The 12,617-nt window shown below is 72.0% G+C and carries 14 protein-coding genes; 3 read left to right on the top strand and 11 right to left on the bottom strand.

The genetic code is table 11. The features are described 5' to 3' along the window. Positions 1-21: 21 nt before the first annotated feature. Positions 22-999, bottom strand: coding sequence for a helix-turn-helix transcriptional regulator (locus H4W80_RS22260; RefSeq protein ID WP_192786866.1), 978 nt, complete (start codon positions 997-999; stop codon positions 22-24). Between the two features lie 46 nt (positions 1,000-1,045). On the opposite strand from H4W80_RS22260, the gene H4W80_RS22255 reads away from it, so the two are divergent. Continuing rightward, positions 1,046-1,504, top strand: coding sequence for a hypothetical protein (locus tag H4W80_RS22255; protein WP_192786865.1), 459 nt, complete (start codon positions 1,046-1,048; stop codon positions 1,502-1,504). Here the strand turns inward: H4W80_RS22255 and H4W80_RS22250 are convergent. From H4W80_RS22250 to H4W80_RS22215, 8 genes are all read right to left on the bottom strand, one after another. Next, positions 1,501-1,734 (bottom strand): hypothetical protein, encoded by a 234-nt coding sequence (locus H4W80_RS22250; protein ID WP_192786864.1) that lies wholly within the window; start codon positions 1,732-1,734, stop codon positions 1,501-1,503. The two genes, H4W80_RS22255 and H4W80_RS22250, sit on opposite strands and share 4 nt — an antisense overlap. A gap of 257 nt (positions 1,735-1,991) precedes the next feature. Beyond that, on the bottom strand, positions 1,992-2,480 hold the full coding sequence (locus H4W80_RS22245) for a hypothetical protein (RefSeq protein ID WP_192786863.1): 489 nt from the start codon (positions 2,478-2,480) through the stop codon (positions 1,992-1,994). 39 nt (positions 2,481-2,519) lie between these two features. Continuing rightward, positions 2,520-4,316, bottom strand: coding sequence for a Na+/H+ antiporter NhaA (gene nhaA / locus H4W80_RS22240; RefSeq protein WP_192786862.1), 1,797 nt, complete (start codon positions 4,314-4,316; stop codon positions 2,520-2,522). A 40-nt stretch (positions 4,317-4,356) separates the two neighbouring features. Continuing rightward, entirely contained in the window at positions 4,357-5,040 is a 684-nt protein-coding gene (locus H4W80_RS22235; RefSeq protein WP_192786861.1) for a GAP family protein, read from the bottom strand. 104 nt (positions 5,041-5,144) lie between these two features. After that, positions 5,145-6,515, bottom strand: coding sequence for a Dyp-type peroxidase (locus H4W80_RS22230; RefSeq protein WP_192786860.1), 1,371 nt, complete (start codon positions 6,513-6,515; stop codon positions 5,145-5,147). 138 nt (positions 6,516-6,653) lie between these two features. Continuing rightward, positions 6,654-7,640: a lytic polysaccharide monooxygenase auxiliary activity family 9 protein gene (locus tag H4W80_RS63715; RefSeq protein WP_192786859.1), complete on the bottom strand. Its 987-nt coding sequence runs from the start codon at positions 7,638-7,640 to the stop codon at positions 6,654-6,656. A 41-nt stretch (positions 7,641-7,681) separates the two neighbouring features. Beyond that, positions 7,682-8,980, bottom strand: a complete 1,299-nt coding sequence (locus H4W80_RS22220) for a sensor histidine kinase (protein ID WP_192786858.1) — start codon at positions 8,978-8,980, stop codon at positions 7,682-7,684. 76 nt (positions 8,981-9,056) lie between these two features. Then, complete coding sequence (locus H4W80_RS22215; protein WP_192786857.1) at positions 9,057-9,734, bottom strand: response regulator transcription factor; 678 nt, start codon at positions 9,732-9,734, stop codon at positions 9,057-9,059. Positions 9,735-9,761: 27 nt separating this feature from the next. On the opposite strand from H4W80_RS22215, the gene H4W80_RS22210 reads away from it, so the two are divergent. Both H4W80_RS22210 and H4W80_RS22205 read left to right on the top strand, forming a co-directional pair. After that, the gene (locus H4W80_RS22210; protein ID WP_192786856.1) at positions 9,762-10,253 is read left to right on the top strand and encodes a hypothetical protein; all 492 of its coding nucleotides are present in this window, start codon (positions 9,762-9,764) and stop codon (positions 10,251-10,253) included. Between the two features lie 93 nt (positions 10,254-10,346). Further along, the gene (locus H4W80_RS22205) at positions 10,347-10,841 is read left to right on the top strand and encodes a hypothetical protein (RefSeq protein ID WP_192786855.1); all 495 of its coding nucleotides are present in this window, start codon (positions 10,347-10,349) and stop codon (positions 10,839-10,841) included. On the opposite strand, the gene H4W80_RS22200 is transcribed toward H4W80_RS22205, so the two are convergent. Together H4W80_RS22200 and H4W80_RS22195 are read right to left on the bottom strand one after the other, a co-directional pair. Beyond that, on the bottom strand, positions 10,786-11,280 hold the full coding sequence (locus H4W80_RS22200) for a 2-thiouracil desulfurase family protein (protein WP_192786854.1): 495 nt from the start codon (positions 11,278-11,280) through the stop codon (positions 10,786-10,788). The two genes, H4W80_RS22205 and H4W80_RS22200, sit on opposite strands and share 56 nt — an antisense overlap. Then, a complete protein-coding gene (locus H4W80_RS22195; RefSeq protein ID WP_192786853.1) occupies positions 11,250-12,605 on the bottom strand; it encodes a DHA2 family efflux MFS transporter permease subunit in 1,356 nt (451 codons plus the stop codon). The genes H4W80_RS22200 and H4W80_RS22195 overlap by 31 nt, the downstream gene beginning before the upstream one ends. Between the last annotated feature and the right edge of the window lie 12 nt (positions 12,606-12,617).

The following is a 12,617-nucleotide window of genomic DNA, read 5'->3' as shown; positions in this document are numbered from 1 at the left end:
AGGCGGGACGATCGCGGTGGCTCAGGCGGGGTGGTAGCGGGCGGCGAGCTCGGCGGTGGTGGCGGCCATGCGGTCACGCAGCTCGGCGGGGGCGAGCACCTCGGCGTCCGTGCCCAGCCGCAGGAACTCGGCCAGCGCGTGCTCGATCGACTCGATCGGCACCGTGACCCGCGTCCAGCCCTCCTCGTCGGGCGGTTGGGCGCTCTCCCTGGCCGCCGCCACCACGCCGGGGGTCATGAGGTCGGGCACGCGTTCGACGCCGCGCGGCGACAGCCGGAGCACCGCCTCGCCCCGCCGCAGCCGGGCCTCGAACTCGGCCAGGTATCCCTGCCAGTAGGCCGCTAAGTCGAAGCCGTCCGGCCTGGTGAAGCTCTCGGGGAGCGGGTGCAGGTCGAGGATCTGCGAGACGCGGTAGGTGCGCACGTCCTCGCCCGCCCGCGCGACGAGATACCACCGCCCGGCCTTGACGACCAGCCCGTACGGGTCCAGCCGCCGCTCCACCTCCTGGGGCGCCTTCCAGCGGCGGTATCTGACCTGGATGCGGCGCTCGTTCCAGACGGCGTCGGCCACGGCGGGCAGGTAGGTCACCGGCTCCTGGTCGCGGTACCAGGTGGGCGCGTCGAGGTGGAAGCGCTCCTGGATGCGTCCGGCGCGGTCGCGCAGCTCGACCGGCAGCGCCGCCATGAGCTTGAGCTGCGCGGCCGTGACCACCGCGCCCAGCCCCAGCTCCGCCGCCGGACCCGGCAGGCCGGCCAGGAACAGCGACTCGGCCTCGTCGGCCGTCAGCCCGGTGAGCCGGGTGCGGTAGCCGTCGAGCAGCTGGTAGCCGCCCTTCGGGCCCGCGTCGCCGTACAGGGGGATGCCGGCGGCGTGCAGGGACTCGACGTCGCGGTAGATGGTGCGTACCGAGACCTCCAGCCGCTCGGCCAGATCCTGCGCGGTCATCCGGCCGCGCGTCTGCAGGAGCAGCAGGATCGAGACCAGGCGGGAAGCACGCACATTCACTGACACTACCTGTCAGTGACCCCGGCCTAGCGTCGCCCGCATGAACGATTTCGACTTTCTCGCCGGACACTGGGACGTTGACAACCGCAGGCTCGTGAAGCCGCTCGCCGGCAGCGACGAATGGGACGAGTTCCCCGGCCGTTCGGTGGCCAGCCGGCACTTCGACGGGGCGGCCAGCTTCGACGAGATCACGTTCCCGTCCAAGGGGTCCAGCGGGATGACCGTGCGCGTGTACAACCCCGCGTCGCGGCAGTGGTCGATCTACTGGGCCAGCAGCACGACGGGCATGCTCGACACCTCGCCCATGGTGGGCGAGTTCGAGGGGAACCGGGGCGAGTTCTACGGGGAGGAGACGTGTGAGGGCAGGCGGGTGCGGTGCCGGTTCATCTGGACGGTGCTCGGCCCGGACGCGGCCCGCTGGGAGCAGGCGTTCTCGGCGGACGGCGGGCTGACCTGGGAGACGAACTGGACGATGGACTTCACCCGGCGGGCGGGCTAGGCGTTGGAGCGGGCCCACAGGATCGCCGCCACCGCGACGGCCGCCACCAGCAGCACCAGCGAACCGGCCACGATCGCCCACCACCAGGCCGATCTAGGCGGCTTGGCCTCGTAGTGGGACACGTCGGGCAGCATGTCCGGCGTGTAGGGGAGCCGCTGCGTGGAGGGCGGATCCTGGGGCCGCCCGGGCCTGGGCACGCGCACGGTCGGCGGGGCCGGGGGTGGCGGCACGCGCACGGTCGGGGGGCCCTGCGGGGGCGGGTTTCCGCGCCGTGGCGGCGGGACCTGTCCGGGAGGTCCCTGCGGGGCGGGCTGCGCCGGGAAGGGCTGTGTCGGGGAGGGCTTGCGGTGTCTGATCGTCTGGTGGGGGTCCTGTCCCTGCGGGTCAGGTTGCTCTCGAGTCATGATCTCCTCAGGAGCCGCTGCGGAGAGTGGGGGCGTGCCCTCCCATTGTCACACTTCCCCGGGGGACTCGTCCCGCGGGTCGGTCAGCTCTGGCCGTGACCGTAGGGCGGCTGCTGCGGGTTCTGCCAGCCGGGCTGCGGCTGTTGCGGGTACGGCTGCTGCGGATACGGGGGTTGCTGCGGCCAGCCGGGGCCCTGCTGAGGCCAGCCGGGGCCCTGCTGAGGCTGGACGGGGCCCTGCGGCTGGGCGGGCTGCGGCTGGGCGGGCTGCGGCTTGCGCCGGGCCACCACGGCCCAGATCAGCAGGGCCGTGCCGCCCGCGTTGAAGAGCAGGGAGACCAGGTTGGTGACGGTCACGGCCTCGACGCCGATCGACGCGCCCAGCTGCGGATACAGCACGAAAGAGCGGAAGCCGTCGAACGCCAGCCCCAGCAGGAGCAGGATGCAGCCCGACATGCCGATCATCGCTGCCGAGCCGTGCTCGCGTCGAGCCATCACGGTCACGATGACGCCGAAGAGGAACAGGATGCCCATCACGGCGAAGGTGAGGATGTTGCTGATGTCGGCAAGCATCAGGAAGCTCCGATCGGGGAGAAGCCGGACGCGACGACGCTACGGGGATTTGCGTAGATCGTCCAATGCTCGGCTGATCGACCCCTCGTCCAGACCGCCCTGGTAGCGCACGCCGTTCAGGAAGAGCGTGGGGGTGCCGCGCACGCCGCTGTCGCGGCCGGACTCCTCGTGGAGGGCGATCCGCGCGGCGTGGCCCGGCACGTCGGACCAGGGGTCGACGTCCAGCTCGGCGGCGTAGTGCTCGAGGTCGGCGTCGGTGAGGAAGCGCTGGTTGTCGTAGAGGATGTCGTGCATCTCCCAGAACCTGCCCCGGTCGGCCGCGGCCTCGGAGACGATCGCGGCCGAGGCGGCCCGGGGGTGCAGCGTACGGATCGGGTAATGCCGGAAAACCATCCGTACATCAGGATTTTTCCGGCGGATCTCCTCCAGGACCGGGTGCAGCCGCCCGCAGTACGGGCACTCGAAGTCCCCGTACTCGACGATCGTGATCTTGGCGTTCTCGGGGCCGCGCACGTGGTCCGCCGGCCCGACCGGCACGGTGAGCCGGTCGGGCAGCTCCTCGGGAGGCTCGGCCTCGGGCGGCGCGCACACCCCGCCCCGATCCCACGCCAACCGGAAGATCACCGACCCCAGCAGGGCCGACAGCAGCGACCCCGCCAGGATGCCGATCTTCGCCTGGGCCTGGACGGGTGACCCGCTGAAGGCCAGGTCCACGATGAACAGCGCCACCGTGAACCCGATCCCGGACACGGCCGCCCCGCCCAGCAGCTGCCCCCACACCAGGTTGCCGGGCAGGATCCCCCAGCCGAACCGGAGCGGGAGCCACGTGCCGAGGGAGATCCCGACGAACTTCCCGAGCACCAGACCCAGCGCCACCCCGATGGAGACGGGCGAGGTCAGGGCGGCCCGCAGGGTCTCGCCGTCGAGCCGCACCCCGGCGTTGGCCAGGGCGAAGATCGGCACGATCACGTAGCTGCTCCACGGGTGCAGGCGCAGTTGCAGCCGCTCGTTGACGGAGACGGCCCGCTGGACCCGCCGCGTGGCCTCCCTGGCGGCCCGGGCGCTCGGCTCGCTGGTGAACTCCTGCACGGCCTCGCCGGCGAGCAGCAGCTTCTGGTCCGTGGGCGCGTAGACGAAGACCAGCAGGCCCAGCGCGATGCCGACCAGCGTCGGGTGGATCCCGCTCTCCAGGGTGGCCACCCAGAGCGCGAACCCCAGCACGACGTAGGCGGGCGCCCGCCAGATCCGCAGCCACCGCAGGGTCACGATGGCCCCGAGGAGCACGACGGCGGTGAGGAGCGCGGGGATGGAGAGGCTGGCCGTGTAGAAGATCGCGATGATCATGATCGCCAGCACGTCGTCCACGATGGCCAGCGTCAGCAGGAACGCCCGCAGCGGATCGGGGCACCGGGCCCCCACGATGGCGAGCACGCCCAGCACGAACGCAGTGTCGGTGGCGATGGGCACGCCCCACCCGCCGGCGCCCGGCCCGCCGAAGTTGAGCAGGAGGTAGACGCCGGCCGGCACCAGCATCCCGCCGAAGGCCGCGACGGCGGGCACGGCGATGAGCCGCCGGTCCCTGAGCTGCCCGAGCCGCACCTCGTAGGAGACCTCGAGGCCGATGAGGAAGAAGAAGATGCTCATCAGCCCGTCGTTGACCCAGTGCCGCAGGTCAAGGGAGAAGTCGGCGTCCCCGAAGGAGATGCCCATGGGGGTGTGCCAGAACGCCTCGTAGGTGTCACCCCATGGCGAGTTGGCCCAGAGCAGGGCGAGCACCGTGGCCACCAGCAGCACGGTCGTGCTGCCTGCCTCGGTCCGCAGGAACGCCCGCAACATCACAGATCTCCCCCCGAAGATCCAGCGGAGGCATCCGATCCTACGGTCTCTGGAAGAACAGATAAAACGCCGCATCCCGGGCAAGCAGGAATCCGACGATGGCAACGCCCCAGCTCAGGGCTGACGCCGCGTGCTTGCTCATCCAGGCCCGCAGTCGCTCCAGCTTGGGCTCCAGCCAGGCTCCCGCCACGGCGCGCAGCCCCATGAGGGCCAGCGGCGGCAGGATCATGACGAGCACGTACGCGCCCAGCACCGGCACCCACTGCCCGATGGTCAGCCCCGCCGTGGTCATGATGCCGATCGCGGCGAGGTAGGGCACCATCGTCGCCACCTCCAGCACTCCGGCGGTCAGCCCCAGCAGCACCATCACGCGCGGACCGCCCACCCGGGGCTCGAAGCGGCGCTCGGGCTTGCCCAGCTTCGCGCGCCGCTTGGGGTCGAGCCTGAAGCTCAGCGCGAACAGCCCCACGCCCAGCACGAGCTGCACCCAGTACGCGGGCTCGCTGCGCAGCGCGTCGCCGAAGCGCTCCATCACCGTGGACAGCCCCAGCATGAGCGCGACCCCCACCAGGAAGTAGAAGACCGCGACGGTGGCCAGGTAGATCAGCAGCCCGCCCGGCCGTTTGGAGGTCAGCAGCAGGTAGACGGGGATGCCGAGGGTGCCGAAGCTGGTGCTGTCGACGAGGGCCAGGGCGGCGAGGGCGAGCAGCAGTCCGATGGTCATGCTATCGATCGTGCTGGTTCGAGGCCGCGGTCTCCTCCTCCGGCGGGGTGAACCGGGCGTACATCCTTCTCCGTAGAGAAAGAAGAACGCCCGGCCCTCCCCGGTTACAGGTTCCGCAGGTATGCCAGCGACGGCGCGAAGAAGTACTCGCCGCCCTTCATCGTGACCGTCTGGGCCACCTGGGCCTGCGGCGCCGACAGCTCCGGCTTGCCCCAGACCTTGGGGAAGGCGACCTTGATGTCCCGATCGCCCTGCCCGATCACCGGGTCGTGCCCGGTGGCCGGGTTCTCGAAGTCGGGGTTGTCGGCCCACGACTGCTGCGTGAACTCGAACTGGTTCAGCAGGCTGCCGTTGAACGCCATGAACAGCAGCCCGACCTCGCCGCTCGGCCGGGTCTGCGGCGGCGAGTCGTCCCACGGCTCGTCGGTCCGCTCCCCGTACGTCTGGCCGCGCCGCGCCATGAGCACCTCACGCCCGAACGAGCGCGGGTTGGTCTTCCTGATGTGCCCGCTGAACGGGCACTTGCTGCCGTCGTCGCCGTCGAAGGTGAAGTCGTTGCCCACCGGCCCGCCGCCCGCCTTGGGCTTGCTGGTCAGGGGCGTGCCGTCCTTGAACCGGCCGATGAGCATGGCGCCCGCCCGGTCGCGGTCGGCGCCGACCAGGCCCAGGTTGTCGGCCAGCTCCTGCTCGATCTCCTTGAACGCCCGTACGTTCTGCTCCAGCTTCCTGAACACCAGGTAACTGCCGTGGTGGCGGACGGGGTTCGGCGCGAAGGGGTCCGGCACGAGCACGTTGCTCAGCGGGAACGCCGGGTTCCAGTGCTGCTTCGGCTCCTTGTCCACCTCGTCCTTCACGAACAGTGGCTGGCTGCGGCCGTCCACGTACCCGAAGTGCTCGATGCCGTCGCCGGCGGGGTTGCGCATGCCCTGCCCGGTCTCCTCGCCCAGCAGCCGGGCGCTCTCCGGCAGCTCGCCGAGGATCTCCTCGCGCAGCGCCGCGACCGGCTCGGGCTCCGCGTCGCCGATCAGGATGACGGCGTGGATCTCCCGCTGGTACGTGCGCTCCCACGTCTCCACGGGCGGGTCGGCGACCTCGGCGACGCGGCGCTTCATGCCGTCGCGGAACACCCGGTCCCCGAACTTGCGCACGTCCTCGACCGAGTGGCCGAGGTCGCGGTAGCCGGCCTTGCTGATGCCGATGCCCACGTACGGCGTGCCGCGGCCGCCTTTCGCGTTGAAGTCGCGCACCTCCCGCAGGTGCTCGCGGGCCGATTTCATCTTGGTGGTCGCCACGTGCCGGAGGAACGCCCTTCCTTCCGCCGCGTCGTTGAACCTGACGAACAGCACGGACAGGTGCTCGCGCACGTGGGCGCGCAGGATGTTCGGCTGGAGATTGTCGAGCATCGCCTTGGTGTCCGCGTCGAGCGTGGCCGAGTCCCAGGCCAGAGGTTGTGCGTTGTTCAGGTCGACAGGCATTGCCGAGTCCCTTCCCCGTTTCGATGTGAAATCGGGCCCCCTGACGCGCGGAATCCCCCGTGTTCCGACGCGTCCCATCTGTACGACTCCTGGGAAGGAGAGAAGGTTTCCGGGAAAACGGTCGGGTTGCTTTCCCGATCAGCCGACGGTGAGAGCGGTACGCGCCACGCCGCCGTTCTCGCAGCGCACCGTCACCCCGAACCGGCCCGCCTTGACCGCCTTGAGCGCCGACGACCAGGTGGCCGTGGGCGCGGCGGGGCGGGTGCGGACGGTGGCGAAGGCGTTCGAGGTCACGTCACGCACCTTCGACCCGCCGCAGACCGCCGTCACCCTCACCTGCTGTCCGACCTCGGCCCCGGCCGGGGCGACGCCGACGCCCGCGTTGACGGCCGGCGCGTCCCCAGAGGGCTGAGTGGGGGCGGTCGTGGGGGTGGGCTTGGGGGTGGCGGTCGGCGTGCCGGTGGGCGTGGGGGCCGGGACCGGGTTGGACTGGCCGAAGACCACGTCCGAGCAGGAGTAGAACGCCTCGGGGCTGTCGCCGCGCTGCCAGATCGCGTAGATCAGGTGCCGCCCCTGCCGGGCGGGCAGCTTGGCGTTCATCGTGTAGAAGCCGTCCGTCACCACCGGGTTCTGCACGGTCTGGAACGGCTTGGCCTCCAGATCCGACCACTTCAGCGGCCTGGCCGGGTCGTAGCCGTCCTTGGTGATGTAGAGCTCGAACGACCCCTTGTGCGGCGCGGTCGCCCGATACCTGAACGTGTGGGACGCGCCGCTCGCCAGGGTCGTCGCGGGCCAGTCCGCCCGCGCCTGGTCGAACCCGCGGTACTTGTCCCGCCCCGCGCTGCACAGCTTCCCGTCCGGGATGATCTGGCGGTGCCGGCCCGCCGCGTCGGCGATGTTGACCTCGTTCCAGTCGTAGAGCGGCTGGGTGCCGCCGATGGCCACGGCCTGCTTGCAGGCGGCCGACTTCGGGTTCTCCGGGCCCTCGCTGTAGCAGACCATGGTGCGGCTGGGCGGGTTGCTCATGGTGCCGTGCGCCGAGGCCGTGCCGGGGGCGACGGCGAGCACGAGCAGCGTGGGGGCGGCCAGGGTGGTGGCGACGAGCGCCTTACGGGTGATCTGCATGTAGATCACCTTGAAGCACCCGAAAGAGCGAGACTTCGGGCTTAAGTGTCCTTTAAGGCTGGCTTAGGTGCTATTTCAGTACGCAGCCACACCTGCACCTGGGCCCCGCCCATCGACGACCGGTCCAGCCGCAGCCGGCCCCCAGTGGACTCGGCGAGCCTGCGCGCGATGTCCAGCCCGAGCCCGGTGGACCCGCTGCCGCTGCTGCCCCGCTCCATCGCCGAGTCCGGGTCCGCGATGCCGGGCCCCGCGTCGGCGATCAGGATGCCGACGGTGTCCTGGCCCTCGTGCAGGGTGACGCCGAACGCCGTGCCCTCCGCCGTGTGCCTGAACACGTTCCCGAGCAGCGCGTCCACCACCGCCGTCAGCTCACCGGCCGGTACGGGCACCCGCACCGGAAGCGTGGCCCCGACCAGCTCCCACGGGCGCCGCTGGTCCTCCGCCAGCGCCGACCAGAACGTCAGCCGCTCGCGCAGCACCTCGGCCGCGTCGCACGACCTGGCCGCCCGCGACGGCCGCCGCGCCGCCGCGATGATCGTGTCCACCTCGCCCTCCAGCCTGGCCAGCGCCTGCCTGCCGGGCTCCGCCCCCGGCCCGAGCTGATCCAGGCTGAGCTTGAGCGCGGTGAGCGGGGTGCGGAGCCGGTGGGAGAGGTCGGCGGCCAGCTCCCGCTCTGCGGCCAGGAGCTGGGTGACGCGGTTGGCCATGGCGTTGAACGCGGTCGCCGCCGCCTTGAGCTCCGGTGGCCCGTCGGGGTAGACGCGTTCGCTCAGGTCACCGGCTCCCAGCGCGGTCGCGGCGGTGCCGAGCCGGCGCGCCGAGCGTACGACCCGCGCCCCGAGCCGGTCGCCGACCAGCACCGAGCCGAGCACCAGTGCCACGGCCACCCCGGTCAGCACCGCCCATGACGTGAAGACGCCCCGGTTGAGGTCGGCGGCGGGGACGAACACCTCGATCACCGCGCCCCGGTCCTCGTCCAGCGCGACCGGGCGCAGCAGCACGTATCCGCCGTCCAGCTCGACGGTGCTCGCCCTGGTCTCGCGGGCGGCCCTGGCCACCTCGGCGGCGGGCGCGCGGGAGGTGCCCTGCGTCGCGCCGCCCTTGACGTGGACGGCCAGCAGGCCGCGCCGGCCTGCCTCGGTGCGGGCCATGGCGTGCCCGAGGTCGTCGCTCCTGGTCGTCAGTGCCAGCACCGGGACCAGCGCGGACGCCTGCCGCTCGGCGCCCGCCAGCGCCCTGGTCTGCGCGGTCTCCTTGACGATCAGCGCGAGCGGCACGAGGAAGGCCAGCGCGACCATCGAGGTGACCGCGACCATCAGCACCGCCAGCGTCCGTCTCATCGGGACGCTCTCATCGGGACCGCCTTCATCGGCACGCCCTCACGGGCGCTCTCACGGGCGCTCTCGTGGGGCGCTCTCATCGGGGTGCCGACAGCATCACGCCGACGCCCCGGACCGTGTGCAGGTAACGCGGCTGGGAGGCGCTCTCGCCGAGCTTGCGCCGTAACCACGACAGGTGCACGTCGATCGTCTGGTCGTCGCCGTACGACTGCCGCCAGACCTCGGCCAGCAGCTCCTGGCGGGTGACGACGCGGTCGGCCCGGGCGGTGAGGTAGGCGAGCAGGTCGAACTCGCGCCTGGTCAGCGAGAGCGGACCGCCGTCGAGCGCGGCCTCGCGCCGGGCCACGTCCACCTCCAGGCCGCCGACGCGGAAGATCTGGGGCGCGGGCGCGGACCTGGCCCTGCGCAGCACGGCGTCCAGCCGGGCGCTGAGATGGTCACCGGAGAACGGTTTGACCAGGTAGTCGTCCGCGCCCGCCCGTAACAGCCGGACGATCTCGGTCTCGTCGTCGCGGGCCGTGGCCACGATGACCGGCACGTCGGAGACGCCGCGCACCATGCGCAGCGCCTCGGACCCGTCCAGGTCGGGCAGGCCGAGGTCGAGGACGACGGCGTCCGGCGGGCGCTGCGAGATCTCCCTGAGCGCGTCGAGCGCGCACCCGGCGCTGCGGACGGCGTGCCCGCGCCGGCCGAGCTCGTGGATGATCGCCGATCTGACGAATTCATCGTCTTCCACTACGAGAACCGTCGCCATGCGCACCAACCGTACATAATCCGTCTTATGCGTCGGGCCCTTAGATACGCGGCGATCTGGTGCGGGGCGACCGCGGTCGCCGTGTCGGTCTCGTGGTTCGGCGTGCGGGGGGTGCTGCGGGACGAGTTCGTGGACGACGTGGACGTGGAGCCGTTCGCCGCCCAGACGATCGCGGCCGACGAAGCCCCGCTGACCCTCACCAGCCCCAGCCCCACCCCCAGCCCGAGTCGGGCGCCCGGAAAGCCGGTCAAGAGCCCGACTAAGAGCCCAGTGAAGAGTCCCGTGAAGAGCCCCGCGCCGCGCAAACCGCTGAAGGTGGTGAAGGTGAAGGGCGGCGAGGTGGCGTTCACGCTCGGCCCGGAGGGCTGCCGCCTGGTGTCGGCCACCCCGGTCAGCGGCTACACCGCCAAGGTCGCCCGCGCCACCGGCTGGATCAGGGTGGACCTGGTCAAGGGCGAGCACGGCACGGGGGTGTTCTGCATCAGCCATGAGCAGCGCACCGACACCTGGGAGTACTGACGAGCGCCGCCCGCCTGCTACGGCGGGCGTGGTATCCGGACCGCCTCCCTGGGGACGATTCGCCGGCCCGGCGCGGGTGTGAGAGTGGATCACATGGACGCACTCCGCAGGGCCCTGGGCGGGCTGTCGCTGCTGTACGCGCTGATCTTCCTGTCGTTCGGGCTGCTGCACGCCGGGATTTCGTTCGGCCCGGTACGCGAGCCCGTGATCGTGCCGGCCGCGATCGTGGAGACGCTGTGCGCCGCGGCCATGTTCGCGGGGGCGTACGGCGTGCTCGCCGGGCGTGGGTGGGCCTGGGACGGGCTCATCTACAGCCACTCGGCCGCGCTCGGCGGGGTGCTGATGGGGATCCTGTCGCTGGCGCTCGGGGCGGGCCCGTCGAGCGCGCTGCTGAGCTGGTATCACAGCGTGACCGCGGTCCTGCTCGCCGCCGGGCTGGCAGGCTCCTTCTACGCGTCCAGGGTGCGCGGGGCCACGGCTCCGGGGTCCGGAGGTAGCGGGGCCACGGCTCCAGGGTCCGGAGAGGGCGGGGCTACGGCTCCAGGGTCCGCAGATAGTCGGCGGCCTCGTCGACGTGGTCCTCGGTGAACACGCGGATGCCGTGCTGCTCCAGCAGCGCCGTCGTGACGCCCTGGCCGGGGCCGCGCCGGCCGCTGAACGTACCGTCGTAGATCGACAGCGCGCCGCACGACGGGCTGCCCTCCTTCAGCACCGCCAGCCGGATGCCGTGCGAGCGCGCCACGGCCAGCGCCGACCGCGCGCCCGCCAGGAACTCGGCCGTCACGTCGGACCCGTCGCTCGCCAGCACGCGCGCCGCCCCGGACAGGACGGCCGCCCCGCCCGCGCCGCCCTCGATCTCGGCGGCGGGACGCGGGATCGGCAGCCCGCCCGACACCTCCGGGCAGTGCGGCACCAGCCGCCCCTCCTCGCGCCACGCGGCGAGCCGGGCGTCCGAGCTGGTCTTGGCGCGACCGTCGTAGCGGACCCGGCGGCCCATCAGGCAGGCGCTGACGAGGATCCTCTCCATGCCTTCGATCCTATGAGCGCGATCGGCACCAGCGAGACGGCCGCCAGCGCGATCGCGACGCCGAAGGCGTACGTGAAGGGCCGCTCCACGCCCGTCCTGGTGAACACCTGCAACAGCACGGCCAGCACCGCCACGCCGAACGGAGAGGCGAGCCGCACCGCGATCGTGCTCAGCGTGGTCGCGGCCGGGATGGCGGCCGGCTCCAGCGTCTTGAACGCGGCCGCCATCACCGACGTCGACACCAGCCCGTGCCCGAGCCCCAGGACGAACATCGGCACGAGACCCCCGAACGCCGCGAATCCCGCGATGCCCGCCACCGCCACGACCACGCCCGCCGCGCCGACGCCGCGCGGCCCCCTGCTGTCGGTCAGCCTGCCCGCGACCGGCATCGTGATCGCCGCGCCGATCCCCATCGGGGCCAGCAGCAGGCCCGCCTCCAGCGGGCTCCCGCCCTGCGCGAGCTGGCTGTAGAGGGGAACGAGCACCGTGAAGCCGAACATGGCGGCCGAGTAGCACACGAGCGCGCCCACCGCGGCGGCGAACTGCCGGTTCCCGAACAACCGCAGATCCAGCAGCGCGCCCGTCGTCCTCAGCGCCCGCACGGCGAACCCGGCGACCAGCGCCACGCCGATCCACAGCGCGGGGTGGAGCGGGGAGGCCCCGTTGCCGATCTCGGACAGCCCGTAGACCAGCGCGGCCAGGCCGGGCGAGAGCACCGCCAGGCCCAGCACGTCGAGCCCCTGCGGGCTCGCGCCCGGCTCGCGGGGGAGCAGCAGGAACGCCGCCAGCAGCGCCACCGCGCAGAACGGCACGTTGATCAGGAACAGCCACCGCCAGCCGAGGCCCTCGACGATCACCCCGCCCAGCGGCGGCCCGAGCACGGGCACCAGCATCGCCGGGAGCGAGATCATGGCCATCGCGCGGCCCATCCGCTCCTGCCCGGCCGCCCTGGCCAGCATCATCTGGCCGACCGGCAGGAGCAGGCCCCCGCCCAGCCCCTGCACCGCGCGGAAGGCGACCAGGCTCCCGACCGACCAGGCGGCGGCGGTGAGCGCGGACCCCGCGACGAACAGCACGAGCGAGACCAGCCAGACGTTCCTGGCGCCGAACCTGCCCACGGCCCAGCCGGTGACCGGGACCGTCATCGACAGGGCCAGCAGGTAGCCGGTGACCGCCCACTGCATGGTGGCGAGCGTGGTGTGGAAGTCGCGGGCCAGGGTGCCGAGCGCGACGTTGACGATCGTGGTGTCGAGCATCGTCATGACGACGCCCAGGAGGACGACCAGGCCCGTGGTCCAGAGCGAACTTCGTACGCTGTATCGCATGTCGTACACCGT

Source organism: Nonomuraea angiospora, from assembly GCF_014873145.1.
GTDB lineage: Bacteria > Actinomycetota > Actinomycetes > Streptosporangiales > Streptosporangiaceae > Nonomuraea > Nonomuraea angiospora.
This window is presented reverse-complemented; position numbering and strand designations above follow the sequence as displayed.